The following is a 20,247-nucleotide window of genomic DNA, read 5'->3' as shown; positions in this document are numbered from 1 at the left end:
GGCGCCCCGGGCCCCGCGCGGGGCTCCGCCCCTGCACCCCGCCGCGCTCCGCGCGGAAAGAACGGGGCTATGCCCCGGACCCCAACCCACCGGGGAGGGAGAGAGAAAGAGGGGCTCCCGCCCCGGCCCCCAGCCCCGCCCTGCGAGCGGGAAGAAGAGGGCTGCCACCCCGAACCCCAGGCGCGCCGAGCGCGGAAGGAGGGGCTGCCGCCCGAGCCGCGCTGCGCGCGAGGAGGGAGGGGCCTCCGGACCCCACCGCTCAGGCCGGGAGGAGGACCTGGGGCTACGCCCCAGACCCCGCGCTCCGCGCGAAAGACGCCGGGGCTCCGCCCCGGACTTCCGTACGGGGAACGCCGTACGCCCCGCCTGCCGCGAAGTGCGGCGACGGGGCGTACGCGCGATGTCCGTCAGACCGTGGCCGGTTCGCGCGGGGCCCCGTCCGCGGGGGCCGCTTCCTCGGGGGGCGGCTCCGCTCCGCGGAGGGGGACCTCCTTGATGAACCAGGCCGCGACGAAGCACAGCACCGTGAGACCCGCGGCCACCAGGAACACGGTGTGCGTGCCGGACGCGACGGCGTGCCGGTACAACTCACGGGCCGCGTCGGGGAGTTTCGCCAGCGAGGCCGCGTCGAGCTGCGCGGCGCCCTCGGTGGCCTTGCCGGCCGCGCCGCCCTGGCCGCCCATGGTCTCCTGCACCCGGCTGTTGAAGAGCGCGCCCATGACGGCGACGCCGAACGAGCCGCCGATGGTGCGGAAGAGGGTGGTCGTCGAGGAGGCGACGCCCATGTCCTTGAGCTCCACGCTGTTCTGCGCGATGAGCATGGTCAGCTGCATCAGGAAGCCCATGCCGGCGCCGAAGACGGCCATGTAGAGGCCGGAGGTGAAGCGGCTCGTGCCGACATCCATCTGCGCCAGCAGGAAGAGGCCCACGGGGATCAGCACGCCGCCGGCGATGGGATACATCCTGTACCGGCCGGTCTTCGTGGTGGCCGCGCCGACGATCAGCGAGACGACCATCATCGCCAGCAGCGTCGGGAGCAGCAGCAGGCCGGAGTTGGTGGCCGAGGCGCCCTGCACGGACTGCTGGTAGAGCGGCAGGAATGTCATCGAGCCGAACATCGCGAAGCCCAGCAGGAAGCCGATGCCGGTGATGAGGGAGAAGTTCCTGTTGCGGAACACGCCGAGCGGCAGCACCGGTTCGGCGGCACGGCGCTCGACGAAGAAGAAGCCGAGGAGGGAGGCCACGCCGACGGCGATGAGCCCCAGGATGACCGTCGAACTCCAGGCGTACTCGGTGCCGCCCCAGGTGGTGACGAGCACGGCCGCGGTGATGCCGACGGTCAGCAGCCCCGCGCCGAGGTAGTCGATCCGTCCCGTGGCCTTCCGCTTGGGCAGGTGCAGTACGGAGGTGACCATGACGAGCGCTATCGCGCCCAGCGGGAGGTTGATGTAGAACGCCCAGCGCCAGCCGAGGTGGTCGGTGAGGGTGCCGCCGACGAGCGGCCCGCCGATCATCGCGACGGCCATGACGCCGGCCATCATGCCCTGGTACTTGCCGCGCTCCCGCGGCGGGATCAGCTCGCCCATGATGGACATCGCGCCGACCATCAGGCCGCCCGCGCCCAGCCCCTGGAGTGCGCGGAAGCCGATGAGCTGCCCCATGTCCTGTGCCGCGCCGGAGGCGACGGAGCCCAGCAGGAAGATCACGATCGAGGTGAGGAAGGCGCCCTTCCTCCCGTACATGTCGCCGAGCTTGCCCCACAGCGGGGTGGAGGCGGCGGTGGCGAGCGTGTACGCGGTCACCACCCACGAGAGATGTTCCAGTCCCCCCAGCTCTCCCACGATCGTGGGCATCGCGGTGCCGACGATCATGTTGTCCAGCATGGCGAGCAGCACCGCGACCATGAGCGCGAACACGACCACGTACATGCTGCGCGGTTTGGGGCCGTCCCCGGCCTCCCCCGATATCGCCTGCTGTTCCTTCTGCACCATCTACCTCTCCCCCTGTCTTACTTGCCGACCGGCAAGTGCGTACGATGGAGACAGTAGAGCGACCACTAGCCGGTCGTCAAGCAAGTGCGGGAGGAGCCGTCATGGCCAGGGGAAACCACCGGGGCAACACACGTCAGCGCATCCAGGACGTGGCTCTGGAGATGTTCGCCGAGCGGGGGTACGAGAAGACCTCGCTGCGCGAGATCTCCGAGCACCTCGGGGTGACCAAGGCCGCGCTCTACTACCACTTCAAGACCAAGGAGGACATCCTCGCGGGCATCGCCGAGGACCTCACCCGGCCGGTCACCGAGCTCATCGAATGGGCCGAGGCCCAGCCGCGCACGCTGGAGACGAAGCTGGAGATCCTCCGCCGTTACGCGGCCGCGCTGGACGGGGCCGCGCCGCTGTTCCGCTTCATGCAGGAGAACCAGGCCGCCGTGCGCGAACTCCGCCTCGGCCAGGACATGAAGGACAAGATCGTCGCGCTGTCCGGGCTGCTCCGCGAGGAGGACGCCCCGATGGTCGACCAAGTGCGCGCCCTCACCTCGATGTTCACCATGCACGCCGGCATGTTCTTCGCCCACCACCAGCTGGAGGGCGAGTGGGAGGAGAAGCAGAAGGCGGTCATGGAGGTCGCGCAGGAACTCATCACCCGCGCCGAACTGGGCCGCGGCACAGGCGAGTCGGCGAGTACGGGCGAGTCGGCGAGCGCGGGCGGCGCATAGAGCGAGTCGGCGGGCACCGGCGACGGAACGGCCTGGCTCCGGTCCGCCGCGCGCGGCGGACGTGGCCGCAGACGGGCCGTACGGCGCGGCCGCGCTGTCCGGGAAACGCCTCCACGCCCCGCGCCCCACGCCGGAATACGGTGGAGCCCGGCAGGGATGCCGATACGGCCGGACGTCCCTTGGGGAAAAGGAACACGCTGTGGAGCTCCGCCATCTGAGGTGCTTTCTGGTGCTCGCCGATTCCGGGCAGTTCACCCGTGCGGCGCAGCAGCTGCGGATGGCGCGGTCCGGGGTGTCGGCCGCGGTGAGCCGGCTGGAGGAGGAACTGGCGGCGGAGTTGGTGGTCCGCACCCCGTCCGGGGTCACGCTGACCGCGGCCGGCCGGGCGATGCGCCCCTTCGCGGAACAGGCCGTACGGGCGGCCGCCGCGGGGCGCAGCGCGGTCGCCGACACGCAGGCGCTGCGGACGGGCACGTTCACGCTGGGCGTGCCCCGCATGCTCGGGCCGCACGGCGGGCTCGACCGGGCACTGCCGGAGTTCCGCGCGCTGCACCCCGGGATGGCGGTCCGCGTGCGCGACGGTCACTCCGGCGATCTGCTGGCGCTGCTGCGGGACGGTGAACTCGACCTGGCTGTCGTCTCCTTGCCGCCGGACGCCGTGACGGGCTGCGTGCTCGACGTACTGGAGACGCTGCCGCTGCGGCTGCTGTGCGCGGCGGGGCACCGTCTCGCGGACCGGCCGAGCGTGGCGCTGGCGGAGCTCGCCGGGGAACCGTTCATCGACTTCGGGACCGGCCTCGGCGTACGGCAGTGGACGGACGCGCTGTGCGAGCGGGCCGGCCTGCGCCGCACGCAGGCGTACGAGGTGAGCGACACGCGGTCAGCGCTCGATCTGGCGGTGCGCGGCATGGGCGTCACGCTCGGCCCGCCGCTGCCCGCGACGGAGGTGCCGGGTCTGGCCCGCGTACCGGTCCGGGAGGGCGACGACGCGTTCGCGATCCAGCTGGCGCACCGCGCGGAGGGGCCGCTGTCCCCGGCTGCCGCGGCCTTCCGCACCTGCCTGTCCGCCGAGGCCGGGGCGGCCGTCTGAGCCGGTCCGGTGAGACGGTCCGATCCGAGGGGCGCCGGGAGACCGGGGGACGTTTTCACTCGGCGCGAGACAGGGCACGCAAATAGGATGTGCGGGCGGATCGCCGCTGCGGGGCCACCCGGAGCGGTTCGGACACTTATACACCTCGGAGCGGCTCATGGCCCGGCGTCGTCCCCCGCGCCCGGTGAGCGCCGACGACCTGCTGGTCAGGCTGGGGCGGCTCACCGCGCAAGCGCGTGAGGGGATAGAACTGCAGCAGGCCCGGGTGGAGCTCGCCGAGGCGCTGCAGCGGGAGATGCTCCCAGTGGCCCTGCCGTCCGTGCCGGGCCTGCGGATCGCCGCGCGGTACGCGCCGGCCCGCGACGGGCTGGACATCGGGGGCGACTGGTACGACAGCTTCCGGCTCCCGGACGGTTCGCTCGGGATCTCCATCGGCGACGTTCAGGGGCACGACGTCGAGGCGGCGGCGTTCATGGGGCAGGTCCGCATAGGGCTGCGGGCCGTGGCCGCGACCGCCGTCGGCGCCGATCCGGGCGAGGTGCTGAGCCGGGCCAACGACCTGCTGCTGTCCACGGATTACGACCTCTTCGCGACCTGCGGCTTCTTCCGCTTCGACCCGGTCACGTGGGAGCTGCAGAGCGCCCGCGCCGGACATGTGGCCTCGGTGTGGGCCACTGCCGACGGGCGGGCGTCCATCGCCGAGGACGAGGGCGGGCTGCCGCTGGGCATCCAGGCCGCCGAGGAGTATCCGGTCACCCGCAGACGGCTGACCGCGGAGGGGGCGTTCGTACTGTTCACGGACGGCGTGGTGGAGGGCCCCGCGTTCCCCATCGAGGAGGGGCTGGAGCGGGTGGCGCGGGTGGCCCACGCCTCCGTCGCCGCCGGCGCGGACCCGGGAGACCTGGCGGCCGACGTGATGCAGGTCGCCGAGCTCACCGGCCACTCGGACGACGCGGCCGTGCTCGTCCTCCAGCACGACGGGTCTCCCCCGGCGGACGCCCCGCCGGACCGGGCCGGCTGACGCCCCGAGCCGTACGCCCGCGCGCGAGCGGCGGCTTCCGTACGGGCGGTCTGCGGCTTTCCGGGCAGTACGGCGACTTCCGGCCGGGCAGGGGATGACTTCCGGACGGATCCGGGGAACGCGCCGGGCGGCCGGATAATCCGAGCGCCGGACCAGCGCGTGTCAGCTCCGCCTCCGACCGCGGACGTTGTCTGATGGCTGCTGTGGTGCGCTCAGAACGACTCCGACATCTCTGCGCGACGGGACTCCGTATCCTCGTCGTCGCTCTCCTCTACTACGCCGCCGGGCGGATCGGCCTGGTCAAGCAGGTGCATGTGGAGAGCGCCGTGGTCACGCCGCTGTGGCCGGCCACGGGCGTCGCGCTGAGCTGCCTGCTGTACCAGGGGCTGCGGGTGTGGCCGGGAATCGCCATCGGCGCGCTGCTCGTCGTCATCACGCTCAGCCCCCTGCGCCCCTCCACGCTTCCCGTGGTGGCGGGCAACACCCTCTCACCGGTCTGCGCTTACCTGATGCTCCGTCAAGTGGGCTTCCGCAACGAGCTGGACCGGCTGCGGGACGGGCTGGCGCTGGTGTTCCTCGGTGCGCTGGGCGGCATGCTGATCAGCGCGACCGTCGGGCCCTGCCTGCTGCTGTTCACCGGCAAGATGCCGCCGGCGGAGTTCTGGCCGGTGTGGACGGCGTGGTGGGCCGGGGACGCGATGGGGGTGCTCGTCTTCACGCCGCTGCTGCTCGTGCTGACGCGGATCCGGATGCCGCAGTACTGGTACCGGTGGGCGGAGGCGGCGGCCCTCGCCGTCACCGCGCTCGTCGTCGCCCCCCTGGTCACCAGGGGCGCCCTCGACGTGCTGTTCCTCGTCTTCCCGCTGCTGATCTGGGCGGCACTGCGCTTCCAGCTCGCGGGCAGCGCCCCCTGCGCGGCACTCGTGTCCGTGGCGGCGACGGCGGCGGCGACCGACCAGGTCGGACCGTTCCAGAACCACTCACTGATACACGCCATGGTGAAGCTCCAGGCGCTCAACGGGTCGGCGGCGCTGACCGCGCTGCTGCTCGCGGCGATGGTCACGGAGCAGCGGAACGTCCGCCGCAAGATCGAGCAGGTGTGCCAGGAGCTGGCCGAAGTGGTGGACCACCTCGCTCCCGAGTCGTCGGCGAGGAGCCGCTGGCCGCTGCCGGACGCCAACAAGCGGCGGAACCCGTGACTCCCCTGCCCGTCGCCGCGGTCCACGCGTGACGGCGGGCCGCACCGGTACGCGAACGCTGCGAGCATGGCAGACGGTCCGGAACAGCCCGTGAGAGAGGACGCATGATGAGCAGTCACACGCGGAGCGACGGCGGCCCGGCGGAGCAGGACGGCAACGCCACGTACGGCAAGAAGGCGTTCAAGCGGTCCAAGAGCCACTTCGCCGACCGGATCACCGCGGACGGCCGGGACGGCTGGCCCGTCGAGCCGGGCCGCTACCGGCTCGTGGTCAGCAGGGCGTGCCCGTGGGCGAGCAGGGCGCTGGTGTCGCGGCGGCTGCTGGGCCTGGAGGACGCGGTCTCCCTCGCCGTCACCGATCCGCTGCAGGACGACCGGAGTTGGCGCTTCACGCTGGACCCCGGCGACCGTGACCCGGTGCTCGGCATCCGCTACCTCAGCGAGGCGTACGACGCCCGCGAGAAGGACTACCCCGGCGGGGTGAGCGTGCCCGCGATCGTGGACGTGCCCAGCGGGCAGCTGGTGACCAACGACTTCCAGCAGATCACCCTGGACTTCGCCACCGAGTGGACGGCACTGCACCGCACCGGCGCCCCCGACCTCTACCCGCGGGCGCACCGGGACGAGCTGGACGAGGTGATGGAGGGCGTGTTCCGGGACCTCAACAACGGGGTGTACCGGGCCGGGTTCGCCACGAGCCAGGACGAGTACGAGACGGCGTACGCGGACGTGTTCCGCCGTCTCGGCCTGCTCTCGGACCGGCTCGCGGACCGCCGCTACCTGGTGGGCGACTCCATTACGGAGGCCGACATCCGGCTGTTCACCACGCTGGTGCGGTTCGACGCCGTCTACCACGGCCACTTCAAGTGCAACCGCTCGAAGCTGGCCGAGGATCCGGTGCTGTGGGCGTACGTCCGCGACCTGTACCAGACTCCGGGCTTCGGCGACACGGTCGACTTCGACCACATCAAGCGGCACTACTACATGGTCCACACGGGCATCAATCCGACGGCGATCGTGCCGGCCGGCCCCGACCTGTCCGGCTGGCAGACGCCGCACCACCGCGAACAGCTGGGCGGCAGCCCGTTCGGCGACGGCACTCCCCCGGGGCCGGTGCCGCCCTCCGAAGCGGTACCGGCAGCGCACCGCCCCTGACGCGGCGTCAGGGTCACGCCGTGCGACGGCGCTCAGCCCGCGGCGAGGGGCCGTTCGGCGGCGAGGGCCATGTCCCACGCGTAGTGTGCCGCGCGCATCACCGTCTCGAAGTGCTCGCCGCTGAGCAGGATTTCGAGTCCCAGGACGAAGGCCCACATCAGGTCGGCGGTGTCCGAGGGCTCGGCGCCGTACGCCTCGTCGAGGGTCCGCGCGAGGTACGTGCTGTACGGGCGGGGGACGGCGAGGGTGCTCTCGTCCTTGAGGCGGAACGCCTCGTTGGCGCAGTGCAGGAACTCGCCGTACGTGGTGTCGTCGGTGAGCTGATTCAGCGTGCGCAGCTGGCAGCAGGCCGCCTTGACCTTGAGGGACCAGGCGTCGCACGGGCCGAAGTGCGCTTCCAGCGCCTCGGTCAGGTGGGCCTGACGGGAGAGGTCGTCCACAACGTCGATCATGTTCCATCGCTAACCGCTCGCACGGGTGACACCGGGGAGGCGCGCGGTTTTCCGAACTGGTGTCATCCGGGTGGCGGCCGGAGTGCAGGGCCGGACGGGCGGTCTTCCCGTACGAGTGGAACCGGACGCGGTCCCGCCTCCGTACGGGCGGAATCCCGTAACATCCCTGCTAATGTGTATACAGCTCGTATGCAGTCTATGTGTGCACTGCTCGTGTGCAGTTCTGCGGCGCGTCGGAGCGCCGGTGGGGAGAGAGGTTCGTGGAGTCGGGGCGGCAGAAGGCGTACACCTTCCTCAAGGAGACCGTGCTCACCGATCCCGCCATGCAGGGTGAGTTCCTCTCCGAGCAGATGATCGCCGACCGGATCGGCGTCTCCCGTACACCCATCCGCGAGGCACTGCTGCTGCTCGCCGCCGAGGATCTGGTGTCGCTGGTGCCCAAGCGCGGCGCCTACATCGCGCCGCTGTCGGGCCGGGAGATCGGCGAACTCATGGAGATGCGCGGCCTGTTGGAGCGGTACGCGGCGGAGCGTGCCGTCGCGAACGACTCCGTGCCCGCCGCCGGGATGGGCCGGGTCCTGGACGAACAGGCCGGCCTGCGCGGCGAGGAGAACGCCAAGGAGTTCATCGCCGCCGACCACCGCTTCCACGCCACGCTCGTGGCGTCGACGGGCAACGAGCTGATCACCAAGCAGTACGACGCACTGCGCAGCCGCCAGATCCGCGCGGGCGTGGTCGCCCTCTACCGGTCCGGCGGCCGGCAGGACGAGGTCATCGCCGAACACCGGCGCATCGTCGAGGCGTTGGAGTCGGGCGACGCGGCCGCCGCGTGCGCCGCGATCGACGCGCACATCACGGCGACCCGCCGCATCCTCGCCGAGGGCTGAGCGGGTCGGCCTGACGGCCGGACAGCCGGGCCGGGGGCCGAGCCGGGGCTCCCGCCCCCGCTGCCCGTACGACTCGACGCTGCCCGTACGGCTCGACTGCCGCGCGACCGGCCTGCCCGGACAGCCTCCGATCGGCCGGCCCGGCCGGGCTTTCCGTACGCCCGTCTGCCCGACGGCCCTGCTACAGCCGCCGGTTGTCCAGTACGGCGACGGCCTTGCGGGTGCGCTCGACCTCGTCCGTGTCGACGTCGGCGATCAGCAACTCCGGTGCCGTACCGGCCTGTTCCCTGATCCGGCCGTCCGGGCCCACCAGCACGCTGTGCCCGATCCCGGTGGGGGCCTTGGTCCGCTCCTCGATGTCCGCCTCCGGGTCCGGCGGCGCCTGCCCCGCGGCAGCCAGCCAGATCGTCGCGTCCAGCGCGCGGGCACGGGTCAGCAGCTCCCACTGGGCGAGCTTGCCGGGGCCCGCGCCCCAGGACGTCGGCAGCACGGACAGTACGGCGCCGTCATCCGCGTGCGCGCGGAACAGTTCGGGGAACCGTACGTCGTAGCAGGTGGCCAGGCCCACGCGGACGCCGGCGACCTCGATGGTGACCACCTGCGAGCCGGGGGCCACGGTGTCGGACTCGGAGAAGCCGAACGCGTCGTACAGGTGGATCTTGTCGTAGGAGGCGTCCACGCCGGGCCCGGTGGCGAGCAGCGTGTTGGCGACCCGGTCGTCGTCGGCGGGAGTGAACATCCCGGCCACGACGGTCAGTCCGTGCCGCCGGGCGATGTCCCGCACGCCGTCCGCCCACGGGCCGTCCAGCGGCTCGGCGACCGGCCCGAGCGGGATGCCGAAGCGGGCCATGGCCGCCTCGGGGAAGACCGCGAGCTGGGCGCCCTCACCGGCGGCCCGCTGCGCGAGCGCGTCCATGGAGCGCAGGTTCTCCTGCGGGTCGGTACCGGATGTGAACTGGCACAGTGCGGTGCGCAGCGTCGTCACAGCCACTCCCTTGTCTCTGTCGGATGGTGCGCGGCCCGTACGGTACGCCGCGGCGATCGCGTTCCTCGACACCGGCCGCGCGTCGCCGGTCGCGCGTCACCGGCCGTACGGATGTCGGGGGTTCGGCGTCAGCGGTACTGCTCGGCGGCTGCCGGCGTGGCGGCGGACGTCTGCGCGGCGGAGTCGTCGAGCAGCCGGGTGTACTCCTCGTCCTCGGCGTGGTCCGCGTCCCGGCCCAGCAGCACACCGGTGACCGTCAGCACGGCGGTCAGCACGATGTAACACGCGAGCGGAACCCAGGTACCGAAGGCGCCGAGCAGTGCCGTGAACACCAGCGGGGCGACGGCGCCGCCGATGACACCGGCCAGCGTGTAGGCGAGGGAGGAGCCGGTGTAGCGCAGGCGGGGGCTGAACTGCTCGGCGACGAAAGCGGCTTGCGGCCCGTACATCACGGAGTGGATGACGAGGGCGCCGATGACGCCGAGCACCAGCAGCGCCCACGAGCCGGTGTTGGCCAGCGGGAAGAACACGAACGGCCAGATGCCGGCGGCGACGGCGGCGCCCAGGTAGAGGCGGCGCCGGTTCCAGCGGTCGGAGAGCGCGCCGGCGAGCGGGATCAGGAAGATCTGCAGCGCGGAGCCGACGAGCACCGCGGTGAGGGCCTGGCCGCGTGCCATGCCGAGCTGTTCGGTGGCGTACGTGAGGACGAAGACCGTGAACATCGCGTAGAGCACGTCGGGGGCGACGCGGCACAGGATCGCGGCGATCAGCTGCCGCGGCTGGGTGGTGAACACCTCGCGGATGGGCGCCTCGGAGCGCTCCCCGCCGGCTTCCATCGCCTGGAAGACGGGCGTCTCCTCCAGGTGCACGCGCACCCACAGGCCGAAGGCGACGAGCACGCCGGAGAGCAGGAAGGCGATGCGCCAGCCGAACGAGAGGAACTGATCCTCCGTCAGCAGCGCGCCGAGCGCGGCCAGCGCGCCGTTGGCCATGAGATTGCCGGCGGGCGGGCCCACCTGGGCCGCCGAGGCCCAGAAGCCGCGTTGTCGCGCGTTGCCGAATTCGCTGGTGAGCAGGACGGCGCCGCCCCACTCACCGCCCACGCCGACGCCCTGCGCGAAGCGCAGCAGGACCAGCAGGACGGGAGCGATCGCGCCCACGCTGGAGTGCGTGGGCAGACAGCCGATCAGGAACGTGGCCGCGCCGACGAGGACGAGCGTGGCGACCAGGACGCGTTTGCGGCCGATAACGTCGCCGAGCCGTCCGAAGACGAAGCCGCCGAGCGGCCTGGAGACATAGCCGACGGCGTACGTGGAGAAGGCGAGCAGCGTTCCCGTGAGCGGGTCGTCGGAGGGGAAGAAGAGCTTCCCGAAGACCAGCGCGGACGCGGCGGAGTAGACGGCGAAGTCGTACCACTCCAGAGATGTGCCGGTCAGGCTGGCGGTGAACGCCTTGATCAAGGTCTTGCGGTCCGGGTTCGCCGGTGGGCTCTGCCCGCCCTCCGGCGCCGGGTGCGTCTGCTGGTCCTTCACGGGTGGCCCCCTCGTCGTCGGCCCTTCCTCTGCGGAGCATACTTGCTGTATACAGCTCGTATGCGCAAGCCTGGTGCGCGGAATTTACTTCCGCGCAACCCAGTCCGACCGGAAGGGACCCCCACCATGCCGAGCCTCTCGTTCGCCCTGCCCGACGGCACCAGCCGCACCGCGACCGTGACCCGCCTGCTGAACGCCGGGTACGCCGGCCGCAGCCAGGACGATGTCGCCGCGCACGTGGCGGAACTGTCGGAACTGGGCGTACCGGCCCCCGCCGTCATCCCGGCGCTGTACCCCGTCTCGCCCTACCTCGCACAGCAGACGGAGGCGGTCGCCGCACAGCACGGGAAGACCTCGGGCGAGGCCGAGTGGGCGCTCGTCGTCGACGACACCGGGGAGCTCCTGCTGACCGCCGCCTGCGACCACACCGACCGCGCCCTGGAGGCGCACGGGGTGGCCTGGAGCAAGAACGCGGGCCCCGACGTCCTCGCGGACCGGGCGTGGCGGCTCGACGACGTGGCCGGGCGGCTCGACAGCCTGACCCTGCGCGCGTGGGTGACCGGCGCCGACGGCGCGGAGCAGCTCATTCAGGACGGTACGGCGGGCGAGCTGCTCACGCCCGGCTACTGGGCCGATGTGCTGCGCGGGCGGGGCGAGTTGGAGCCGGGCACGGTCCTGATCTCGGGCACGATCCCGATGCGGCACGGCGTGGACCAGTTCGCCGGGCGGTGGCGGGTCGAGCTCGCCGACCCGGAGACCGGCAACGTGATCGCCCTGGCGTACGACGTGGTGCCGATGCCGGAACCGATCGGCTGACGACGCGGGGCTCCGGGCGTGGCGCCGGCGGCCGCGGGTCAGTCGCCGGTGTCCCCCGGGGCGTCGTACGTGTCCCCCGGCTTGTCGTAGAGGGCGTCCAGCAGACCGTCGAGCGCCGCCATGTCGGGGTGCCGGTGGGCGAAGCGGAGGCCGCGTTCGTGGTCGCGGATGCCGTCGCGGGCCTCGGCGGCCGCCGTCACGTCCACGGCCTCGGCGACGGGGGCCAGCGCCGTGCAGGCGGCCCGCGCGGAGGCGGCCATCCGCTGGAGCAGCGGCTCGTACGCGTCGAGCGCGGGGCGGACGGCCTCCTCGTACAGCTTCCGGAACTCCTCGTCGACGACGGCGAGATGCTCGCCGCGCCGGACGCGGGCGTCCTCGACGGCCTCCGCGGCGTCCGCCGGGGAGAGCCCCGTACGGGCCGCGACGCGGCGGATGAGCTCCTCGATGATGCCGTTCGGGCGCTCGGTCACGTCTCCTCCTCGGCAGCGGGGACGTCGTCCACCTGCAGCCAAGCAAGCCCGGGCGCCCACCGCAAGGGTGCCCGGGTCGGCGTCAGCTCCGTGTCACCTCGCCGTGGCCCCTCCAGGGGCGGGCGAGGGCCGTCAGGGCGAGGCCGGCGCCGGCGACGGAGACCAGCATGATGCAGGCCATCGGCCCCGAACTGTCGTCGCCGAACACCCCGACCAGGGGCGAGGCGACGGCACCGAACAGGAACTGGAGACCGCCCAGCAGGGCGGAGGCGGCACCGGGCGCGGCCCGCCCCAGGGTCTGGCCGAGGCTCATCGTCGCCGGGAAGATCACGCCGATGCCGCACAGGGTGACGAACAGCGACACCCAGGTACCGGCGACGGACTCCCCCACGGCGGCGAGCAGGACGAGTTGCAGCAGCGTGCCGAGGCCGGCGAGGCAGACGAGCGAGAAGAGGGTGAAGCCGGCGGCGCCGGATATCTACGAGGGCGCCCCGTTGACGGCGCCCGAGGTGGATCTGCTCATCCCGCTGCGGCACGCCACCGAACCGGTCATCGCCCGCCGGCTCGCCGACGACCTGGGCCTCTCCCGGGCCGGCATCAGCAAGGCGCTGGCCAAGCTGGAGAAGCGGGGCTTCATCGGCCGCTCTCCCAGCCCCGCCGACCGGCGGGCCGCGCTGGTCACGATCACCGAGGCGGGCAAGGAAGCCGTCGACGCGCTGTTCCCGCGTCAACTCGCCGCGGAGGCCGAGCTGTTGGACGGCCTCGGCGAGGACCGGCAGCGGGTGCTCGACGCGCTGTCCCGGCTCGTCGAGGTGATGGAGAGCCGCTGAGTCCCCGCTGGTAGGGCGCGGGGACGCGAACGCGGGGCGGATTCCCGGGTGTCAGGCGCGTACGGCGCCCGCGTGTTCAGGCGCGTACGGCGGAGGTGACGATTTCGCGGCTCTGCGGGGTCAGCGGGCCGCGTTGCCAGTCGCCGTACTGTGCCTCGACCTTGAGGCCCGCTCCGGTCAGGAACTCCGCGAGCGTGTCCGGGTCGAGGAAGCGCAGCGTGCTGGTGCTCACCAGCGGGCCGTCCCAGCCGGGTCCGGTGAACGTGCTGGAGAACCGTACGAGCCCGCCCCGCACCGGCAGTTCGGTTTCCTGGCTGACGCGCACCACGCCGCCGTCGGGGTCGGGCACTTCCCGCACGTCGTCCGGCCGCCAGCGCTCCCATTCCCGTACGTCCGGGTTCCGCGTCTCGAAAACGAACCGGCCGTCGGCGGTGAGCGCCGAGCGTACGGACGCGAGCGCGGCATGGAGCTGGTCGTCCCCGGTGAGCACCTGGAAGGCGTTGCCGGTCATGACGACCAGGTCGAACTCGCCGTCCCAGGAGGCCGATTCGAGGTCGCCGGGGACCCATTCCACGTCCGGCTGCCGCCGCCGCGCCACATCGAGCATCGCCGGCGCCGGGTCCAGCCCGCACAGCCGGCCAGTGTGGCCGGCCTTCCGGGCGAGGTGCAGCAGCTCGCCCGTTCCGCATCCGGCGTCGAGGACGGACTCCGCCCGCATCACCAGCGGCAGATAGAAGCCGAAGTCGTCCCGCCCGGCGCACACCGCGTCGTAGAGCGCGGCGAGCCGTGCGTCCGTGAAGAGGCGGTCCACCATCCTGTCTGTCTACCAGGATGCGCCAGTGGCCTCCACCGGTTAACTCCCGTCCACTGGCGGCCTGTTCGCGTACGGGCCCCGGCCGCGCGCCGTCAGCGGCGGTCGCGTGCCAGGAGGCTCGCCGCGTTCGCGCCGACGATCGCGGCGATCGCCAGCCATTCTGGGGCGCCGAGTGCCTGGTCCAGTACGAGCAGGCCCACCACTGCGGCGAGGACCGGGTTGAGGCTCATGAAGACGCCGAAGAAGCGGGCGGGGACGCGGCGCAGCGACAGCAGGTCGGAGAGGAAGGGGACGGCGGAGGAGAGGACACCGGCCGTGGCCGCGCACGCCAACGCGCCTGCGGACGGGGTGTGCTGGACGAGGACGACGATGCCGATCGGCAGGAACAGCAGGCCCGACACTCCGGCCGCGGCGGCCGAGCCCTCCGCGCCGGGGAGGCGGCGGCCGACCGTGCGGTTGAGCAGGATGTACGACGCCCAGCACAGGGCCGCCAGCAGTCCGAGGCCGATGCCCGCGTAGTCGGTGGTCGGCTGCGGGCGGGCCAGCACGACCACGCCGAGACCGGCGACCACCGCGCAGATCAGGTCGCGGGCCCGCCGCGAACCGACCAGCGCCACCGTCAGCGGGCCGAGGAACTCCAACGTCACGGCCAGGCCGAGGCCGATGCGGTCGATGGCGCTGTAGAGCGAGAGGTTCATCGTGCCGAACACGGCCGCCAGCAGCAGCACCGGCCACCACTGCGCCCAGGTGAAGGAGCGCAGGCGCGGCCGCCCCACGGCCAGCAGCACCACACACGCCACCCACTGCCGTACGGCCACCACTCCGGCGGGGCCGAGCACGGGGAAGGCCAGCGCGCCCACGGCCGCGCCGGTCTGGTTGGACAGGGCGCTGCCGGTCATCAGCGCGATGCCCGTCAACTGGCCGCGCCCGCCTTCGTGTTCAGGGGGGCCGTCATGTCCGGAGGAGCCGCTGCCGGAGGAGCCGCTGCCGGGGGTGCCGTGGTCGGTTGCTGTGGCCTGCCCCGCACCGGGCCGCCGCGTACGTGCCGTCGTCTGCATGCACCGAGCGTGCGGCGTTCCTGCGGGTGCGCAAAATGCATGGATCGCGTTATCGATACGCTGTGGTTATGGATGTGGAACTGCGACAGCTGCGCTGTCTCGTCGCGATCGCCGACACGGGCAGCTTCACGGACGCGGCGATCGAGCTGGGCATCTCCCAGGCCGCGGTGTCCCGTACGGTCGCCGCACTCGAAACGGCCCTCGGGGTGCGGCTGCTGCGCCGTACCAGCCGGCAGGTCGCGCCGACGTCGACCGGCACACAGGTGCTGGCGCGGGCGCGGCGGCTGCTGGCGGAGGCCGAGGACCTCGTCCGCGAGGCCACCTCGGGGCACTCGCGGCTGCGCATCGGGTACGCCTGGTCGGCGATGGGGCGGCACACGCTGGAGTTCCAGCGGCGCTGGCCCACGCGCTGTCCGGACGTCGAACTGGAGCTGATCCGCACCAACTCGCCCACCGGCGGGCTGGCCGAGGGCGCCTGCGACACGGCCGTCGTCCGTACGGCGCCCGAGCAGCAGCACATCGAGAGCGCGATCGTGGGCCTGGAGCGGCGCTACTGCGCCCTGGCCGCCAGTGATCCGTGGGCCCGCCGCCGCTCCCTCACCCTCGCGCAGCTCAGCGAGCGCACCGTGCTCATCGACCGGCGCACCGGCAGCACCACGACGGAACTGTGGCCGTCGGGGAACCAGCCGGCGATCGAGTACACGCAGGACGTCGACGACTGGCTGACCGTCATCGCGACGGGCCGCAGCGTCGGCATCACGGCGGAGAGCACCGTCGCCCAGTACCCGCGCCCCGGCGTGGTGTTCCGGCCGCTGCGCGACGCGCCGCCCATACCGGTGCGGCTCATCTGGTGGCGCGACGAACCGCACCCGGCCACGTCCGCCGCGGTCGCCCTGCTGACGGAGCTGTACGGGGCGGACGCCAACTGACCTGCGGGGCAGGCCGGTTGCGTACGGGGCACGTCAGCCCACCATGGCGCCCATGGCGGTGAGCACGCCCGGGGCGACGCGGTAGTACACCCATGTGCCGCGCCGGTCGGAGAGCACCAGGCCGGCGTCGCGGAGCTTCTTCAGATGGTGGGAGACGGTGGGCTGGGAGACGCCCAGGTCGCCCAGGTCGCACACGCACACCTCGCCGTCCCCGTGGGAGGCCACCCGGGAGAACAGCAGCACCCGCACCGGGTCGGAGAGCGCCTTGAACATCGCGGCCATGGTCTCCGCGTCCTGCTCCGACAGCTCCGGCGAGGTGATCGGCGGGCAGCAGGGCACGGCTGCCTCGTGGTCCGCGGTGCGCGCGGTCTCCGGTGATTCCTTCAGCTTCGACACTCTTCTATATTGACATCCTTCGATGCCGAGTGCCAGAGTGCGGGACACTGAATAGACAAACTTCGAAACAGGACGAGGGCGGCCCTCATGAGCGAGCACAGCACGAGTGAGCGCAGCGTGAGCGAGCACGGCATGGGCGAGCACGGCATGGGCGGGCAGGACCGGGCGCGGCTTCCGGTGGCCGTGATCGGCGCGGGTCCGGTGGGGCTGGCCGCGGCGGCGCACCTCCTGGAGCGCGGGCTGGAGCCGCTGGTCCTGGAGGCCGGTCCCGGCGCGGGCACGGCCGTACGGGAGTGGGGTCACGTACGGCTGTTCTCGCCCTGGCCGGAGGTGGTCGACCCGGCGGCGGAGAAGCTGCTCGCGCCGACGGGCTGGTCGCGCCCCGAGGGGCCGGCGTGCCCGACGGGCGCCGAGTGGGCCGAGCAGTATCTGCGGCCGCTGGCCGAAGTGCTGGGCGCCCGCGTTCAGTTCGGCGTCCGGGTGACCGGCGTGTCGCGTGCGGGGCGGGACCGTGTGGTCGACGCGGGGCGCGACAAGCGGCCGTTCACCCTGCACGTGACACGCGGGGACGGCGCGGAGGAGCGGCTCCTCGCGCGCGCCGTCATCGACGCCTCGGGCACCTGGTCCTCGCCCGCGCCGCTGGGCGGCGACGGGCTGCCGGCGCTCGGGGAGCAGGCCGCGGCCGGGCGGATCACGTACCGCGTGCCGGACCTGGCCGACCCCGCGGTGCGGGCCCGTTACGCGGGGCGGCGCACCGCCGTACTGGGCTCCGGCGCCTCGGCGTTCACCGCGCTGGCGGGCCTCGCCTCGCTCGCGGACGGGCACCCCGGCACGCACGCGGTGTGGGTGCTGCGGCGCGGTCTGGGCACGGACACCTTCGGCGGCGGCGAGGCCGACCAGCTGCCCGAACGCGGGGCGTTGGGGCTGCGCGCCAAGGCCGCGGTGGAGGCGGGGTACGCGAGCACCGTGCAGGGCTTCCGTACCGCGGCCGTCGAACGGGACGGGGAGCGGCTGGTGCTGGTCTCCGAGGACGGGCGGCGCGGCGAACCGGTCGACGAGGTCATCGCCCTCACCGGCTTCCGTCCCGACACGGCGGTGCTGGACGAGCTGCGGCTGGAGCTCGACACGCGGCTGCAGGCGCCCGTGCGGCTGGCGCCGCTGATCGACCCGAACGTGCACTCCTGCGGGACCGTCTACCCGCACGGCGCCCACGAGCTCGCCCACCCCGAACAGGACCTGTACGTGGCGGGCATGAAGAGCTACGGGCGGGCGCCGACCTTCCTCGCGCTCACCGGCTATGAGCAGGTGCGCTCGATCGCCGCCGCGCTCGCCGGTGACCAGGAGGCCGCCGCACGGGTCGAGTTGACGCTGCCGGAGACCGGAGTGTGCGGCGGAGCCGGGCTGTTCGACGAGCCCGGCGCCGCCGAGCAGGACGAGGGCGGCTGCTGCGGCCCGGGCCCGGGGGTGACGCAGCCCGCCAACGTGCCTGCCGGCGCCGGCTGTTGACCCGTAGGGCCGGGGTCAGCGGGGCCGTGGGGAGAGCGGCTCGGACGGCGGGGCCCGTACGGCGAGCCGGCGGCCGGCACGCCTCACGGACTCCCGCCGTGGGCCCGCCGCGACCGGCGGGAGGCGGGCGCGGCGGGGCCATGGCCAACCAGCCGCCCGTCAGCGCGCGTTCACGCCCGACACGGCTCCCGCTCAGCGCACGCGTTCGGGTCAGCGTGTGTCGCGGCGCAGGAAGTCCGACAGGCCCTCCAGGAGTCGGTCCACGTCGTCGGTGGTGGTGTACGGGGCGAGGCCGATGCGGAGTCCGCCCGTGTCGCCGAGGCCCAGATGGCGGGAGGCCTCCACGGCGTAGAAGCTGCCCGAGGGCGCGTCCACTCCGCGCGCCGCCAGATGCCGGTAGGCGTCCTCGGTGCTCGCGCCCTCCAGGGTCAGCAGCAGAGTCGGGGTGCGGTCGGCGGCCCGCGAGTGCAGGATCACGCGGTCGAAGCCGGCGAGTTCCTTCTCGATACGGCGGCGCAGCCCCTCCTCGTGCTCCTCGATGGCGGCGAACGCGGCCACCAGACGAGACCTGCGGCTGCCCTCCTCGCTGCCGCTGATCCCGGCGAGGAAGTCGACGGCCGCGCGGGTGCCGGCGAGGAGTTCGTACGGGAGAGTGCCGAACTCGAAACGTTCCGGCACGGCGTCGCTGGACGGCAGCAGCTTGTCCGGGCGCAGCGTCTCCAGCAGCGCGGGACGGCAGGCGAGGACGCCCATGTGCGGGCCGAGGAACTTGTACGGGGAGCACGAGAAGAAGTCGGCGCCCAGCCGGTCCGCCGCGACGGTGCCGTGCGCTGTGTAGTGCACCCCGTCCACGTACAGCAGGGCGCCGGCGGAGTGCACCCGCCGGGCGATGTCCGCGACGGGCGGGCGGGTGCCGATCAGGTTGGACGCGGCGGTGACAGCGACCAGCCGGGTGCGGGACGAGAGCAGCGCGCCGATGTGCTCGGACGTCAACTCGCCTGTCCCGGCGTTGAATCCGGCCCACCGCACGGTGGCGCCCGCCCGCTCGGCGGCCTGCACCCAGGGGCGGATGTTGGAGTCGTGATCCAGCCGGGTCACGATGATCTCGTCGCCGGGCGACCACGTACGGGACAGGGTGCGGGAGATGTCGTACGCCAGCTGGGTCGCGCTGCGGCCCAGCACGATGCCGCGCGGGTCCGCGCTCAGCAGGTCGGCCATGGCGCGCCGGGCCTCCAGGACGGACGCCTCCGCGTTGCGTTCGCCCTGGGTCTGCGTACCCCGGTTGGACAGCGGCTGGGCGAGGGTCTCGGCCATCGCTTCGATGACGGGCAGCGGCGTCTGCGTGCCGCCGGGTCCGTCGAAGTGGGCGCAGCCGGCCCGCAGTGCGGGGAAACGGGCACGCAGAGCGGCGATGTCGTACGTCACGGGCAACTCCTCCGGACCGGCGCAGAGATGTGCTGCGGTGACGAGATCTACCCCTCGTACGGCGCCGGTTCAAGACCGCCGACGAGTGCGCCGCCACGGTGTGCGGCGGCGCACCGTGCGCGCTTCAGTCGGCGTAGTCCGGGGCGACGCGGGCGGCGAGCCGCAGCATCGCGGGCCAGGCGAGCTCCACCGCGTCCTCGTTCTCCAGGTCGGTGGCGGCGCCCTCGTTGTTGAGCTGCTTCGCGGCGTACTCGCTGACCTTGTGCGGCGGGACCGTCAGCGGGCCGCCGCCGGACTGTGCCGAGATCTGTATCTCGCACGCCTTGTCGAGGTAGTACATCCGGAGAAAGGCGTGTGCCGCGGTGTGCCCGACGGTGAGCAGCCCGTGGTTGCGGAGGATCATCGCGTGCCGGCCGCCCAGGTCCTCGGTGAGCCGGGCCTGTTCGTCGAGGTTGAGGGCGACGCCCTCGTAGTCGTGGTAGGCGACGCGGCCGTAGAACTGCATGTTGATCTGGTTGAGCGGCAGCAGTCCGCCCTCCTGCGCGGCGACGGCGCAGCCGGCCTTGGTGTGGGTGCGCAGCACGCACTGCGCGTCGGGCCGCGCGGCGTGCACGGCGCTGTGGATGACGAACCCGGCCGGGTTGACCTTGTACGGGGTGGGCTCCACCGGGTTGCCCTGCATGTCGATCTTCACGAGGGAGGAGGCGGTGATCTCCTCGAACAGCAGCCCGTACGGGTTGATGAGGAAGTGGTGTTCGGGGCCGGGCAGCCGCAGGGATATGTGCGTGAAGATGAGGTCGGTCATGCGGAAGTGGGCGACCAGCCGGTAGACGGCGGCCAGTTCGCGCCGCAGCCGCAGCTCTTCCCCTTCCGGGGAGGGGGCCGCGTCGGGGGTCGGGGCCGGGCTGTCGTACGTCTGGGTCATGGGGTCTCCTCGAGCGCAGCGCCAGTGGTGCCGGACTCCCCC

Annotated in this window: 21 protein-coding genes; 10 read left to right on the top strand and 11 right to left on the bottom strand. The window is 72.7% G+C overall.

Translation table 11 applies throughout. The features are described 5' to 3' along the window. Positions 1 to 407 precede the first annotated feature (407 nt). Positions 408 to 1,991: an MDR family MFS transporter gene (locus tag AC3AGO_RS30065; protein WP_487823404.1), complete on the bottom strand. Its 1,584-nt coding sequence runs from the start codon at positions 1,989 to 1,991 to the stop codon at positions 408 to 410. A 101-nt stretch (positions 1,992 to 2,092) separates the two neighbouring features. Here AC3AGO_RS30065 and AC3AGO_RS30060 point away from each other — a divergent pair, with 101 nt between their 5' ends. The 5 genes from AC3AGO_RS30060 to AC3AGO_RS30040 all read left to right on the top strand — a co-directional run bounded on the left by AC3AGO_RS30060 (position 2,093) and on the right by AC3AGO_RS30040 (position 7,180). Further along, positions 2,093 to 2,716 carry a TetR/AcrR family transcriptional regulator gene (locus AC3AGO_RS30060; protein ID WP_487823403.1) on the top strand — a complete coding sequence of 208 codons (624 nt, stop codon included), beginning with the start codon at positions 2,093 to 2,095 and terminating at the stop codon, positions 2,714 to 2,716. A 199-nt stretch (positions 2,717 to 2,915) separates the two neighbouring features. Continuing rightward, on the top strand, positions 2,916 to 3,806 hold the full coding sequence (locus tag AC3AGO_RS30055) for a LysR family transcriptional regulator (RefSeq protein WP_487823402.1): 891 nt from the start codon (positions 2,916 to 2,918) through the stop codon (positions 3,804 to 3,806). Between the two features lie 157 nt (positions 3,807 to 3,963). Beyond that, entirely contained in the window at positions 3,964 to 4,827 is an 864-nt protein-coding gene (locus tag AC3AGO_RS30050; RefSeq protein WP_487823401.1) for a PP2C family protein-serine/threonine phosphatase, read from the top strand. Positions 4,828 to 5,030: 203 nt separating this feature from the next. Then, positions 5,031 to 6,026: an MASE1 domain-containing protein gene (locus AC3AGO_RS30045; RefSeq protein ID WP_487823400.1), complete on the top strand. Its 996-nt coding sequence runs from the start codon at positions 5,031 to 5,033 to the stop codon at positions 6,024 to 6,026. 107 nt (positions 6,027 to 6,133) lie between these two features. Further along, entirely contained in the window at positions 6,134 to 7,180 is a 1,047-nt protein-coding gene (locus tag AC3AGO_RS30040) for a glutathione S-transferase family protein (RefSeq protein ID WP_487823399.1), read from the top strand. A 32-nt stretch (positions 7,181 to 7,212) separates the two neighbouring features. On the opposite strand, the gene AC3AGO_RS30035 is transcribed toward AC3AGO_RS30040, so the two are convergent. Next, positions 7,213 to 7,632, bottom strand: coding sequence for a hypothetical protein (locus AC3AGO_RS30035; RefSeq protein WP_487823398.1), 420 nt, complete (start codon positions 7,630 to 7,632; stop codon positions 7,213 to 7,215). Between the two features lie 260 nt (positions 7,633 to 7,892). Between AC3AGO_RS30035 and AC3AGO_RS30030 the strand changes: the two genes are divergently transcribed. Beyond that, a complete protein-coding gene (locus AC3AGO_RS30030; protein ID WP_487823397.1) occupies positions 7,893 to 8,519 on the top strand; it encodes a GntR family transcriptional regulator in 627 nt (208 codons plus the stop codon). A gap of 181 nt (positions 8,520 to 8,700) precedes the next feature. Here AC3AGO_RS30030 and AC3AGO_RS30025 read toward each other — a convergent pair whose 3' ends face one another. Then, entirely contained in the window at positions 8,701 to 9,495 is a 795-nt protein-coding gene (locus AC3AGO_RS30025) for a carbon-nitrogen hydrolase family protein (protein ID WP_487824869.1), read from the bottom strand. A gap of 137 nt (positions 9,496 to 9,632) precedes the next feature. Beyond that, a complete protein-coding gene (locus AC3AGO_RS30020; RefSeq protein ID WP_487824868.1) occupies positions 9,633 to 10,961 on the bottom strand; it encodes an MFS transporter in 1,329 nt (442 codons plus the stop codon). A gap of 201 nt (positions 10,962 to 11,162) precedes the next feature. Here AC3AGO_RS30020 and AC3AGO_RS30015 point away from each other — a divergent pair, with 201 nt between their 5' ends. After that, entirely contained in the window at positions 11,163 to 11,852 is a 690-nt protein-coding gene (locus AC3AGO_RS30015; protein ID WP_487823396.1) for a DUF2848 domain-containing protein, read from the top strand. A gap of 38 nt (positions 11,853 to 11,890) precedes the next feature. Here the strand turns inward: AC3AGO_RS30015 and AC3AGO_RS30010 are convergent, their stop codons facing one another. Then, complete coding sequence (locus AC3AGO_RS30010) at positions 11,891 to 12,322, bottom strand: hypothetical protein (protein WP_487823395.1); 432 nt, start codon at positions 12,320 to 12,322, stop codon at positions 11,891 to 11,893. 82 nt (positions 12,323 to 12,404) lie between these two features. Next, complete coding sequence (locus AC3AGO_RS30005) at positions 12,405 to 12,713, bottom strand: hypothetical protein (RefSeq protein ID WP_487823394.1); 309 nt, start codon at positions 12,711 to 12,713, stop codon at positions 12,405 to 12,407. Positions 12,714 to 12,777: 64 nt separating this feature from the next. On the opposite strand from AC3AGO_RS30005, the gene AC3AGO_RS30000 reads away from it, so the two are divergent. Beyond that, on the top strand, positions 12,778 to 13,152 hold the full coding sequence (locus AC3AGO_RS30000) for a MarR family winged helix-turn-helix transcriptional regulator (RefSeq protein ID WP_487823393.1): 375 nt from the start codon (positions 12,778 to 12,780) through the stop codon (positions 13,150 to 13,152). Positions 13,153 to 13,228: 76 nt separating this feature from the next. Here the strand turns inward: AC3AGO_RS30000 and AC3AGO_RS29995 are convergent, their stop codons facing one another. Both AC3AGO_RS29995 and AC3AGO_RS29990 read right to left on the bottom strand, forming a co-directional pair. Next, positions 13,229 to 13,966 carry a class I SAM-dependent methyltransferase gene (locus tag AC3AGO_RS29995; RefSeq protein ID WP_487823392.1) on the bottom strand — a complete coding sequence of 246 codons (738 nt, stop codon included), beginning with the start codon at positions 13,964 to 13,966 and terminating at the stop codon, positions 13,229 to 13,231. Positions 13,967 to 14,058: 92 nt separating this feature from the next. Then, on the bottom strand, positions 14,059 to 15,024 hold the full coding sequence (locus tag AC3AGO_RS29990; protein WP_487823391.1) for an EamA family transporter: 966 nt from the start codon (positions 15,022 to 15,024) through the stop codon (positions 14,059 to 14,061). 68 nt (positions 15,025 to 15,092) lie between these two features. Here AC3AGO_RS29990 and AC3AGO_RS29985 point away from each other — a divergent pair, with 68 nt between their 5' ends. Then, positions 15,093 to 15,953 carry a LysR family transcriptional regulator gene (locus AC3AGO_RS29985; protein ID WP_487823390.1) on the top strand — a complete coding sequence of 287 codons (861 nt, stop codon included), beginning with the start codon at positions 15,093 to 15,095 and terminating at the stop codon, positions 15,951 to 15,953. A gap of 33 nt (positions 15,954 to 15,986) precedes the next feature. On the opposite strand, the gene AC3AGO_RS29980 is transcribed toward AC3AGO_RS29985, so the two are convergent. Next, complete coding sequence (locus AC3AGO_RS29980; RefSeq protein WP_487824867.1) at positions 15,987 to 16,340, bottom strand: ArsR/SmtB family transcription factor; 354 nt, start codon at positions 16,338 to 16,340, stop codon at positions 15,987 to 15,989. Positions 16,341 to 16,496: 156 nt separating this feature from the next. Here AC3AGO_RS29980 and AC3AGO_RS29975 point away from each other — a divergent pair, with 156 nt between their 5' ends. Continuing rightward, positions 16,497 to 17,855, top strand: coding sequence for an FAD-dependent oxidoreductase (locus tag AC3AGO_RS29975; protein ID WP_487824866.1), 1,359 nt, complete (start codon positions 16,497 to 16,499; stop codon positions 17,853 to 17,855). Between the two features lie 210 nt (positions 17,856 to 18,065). Here the strand turns inward: AC3AGO_RS29975 and AC3AGO_RS29970 are convergent, their stop codons facing one another. Further along, positions 18,066 to 19,280, bottom strand: coding sequence for a cysteine desulfurase-like protein (locus AC3AGO_RS29970; protein ID WP_487823389.1), 1,215 nt, complete (start codon positions 19,278 to 19,280; stop codon positions 18,066 to 18,068). Between the two features lie 124 nt (positions 19,281 to 19,404). Beyond that, positions 19,405 to 20,205, bottom strand: a complete 801-nt coding sequence (locus tag AC3AGO_RS29965; protein ID WP_487823388.1) for a class II aldolase/adducin family protein — start codon at positions 20,203 to 20,205, stop codon at positions 19,405 to 19,407. Positions 20,206 to 20,247: the final 42 nt, after the last annotated feature.

This window comes from Streptomyces sp. BL1 (genome assembly GCF_057628045.1).
This window is presented reverse-complemented; position numbering and strand designations above follow the sequence as displayed.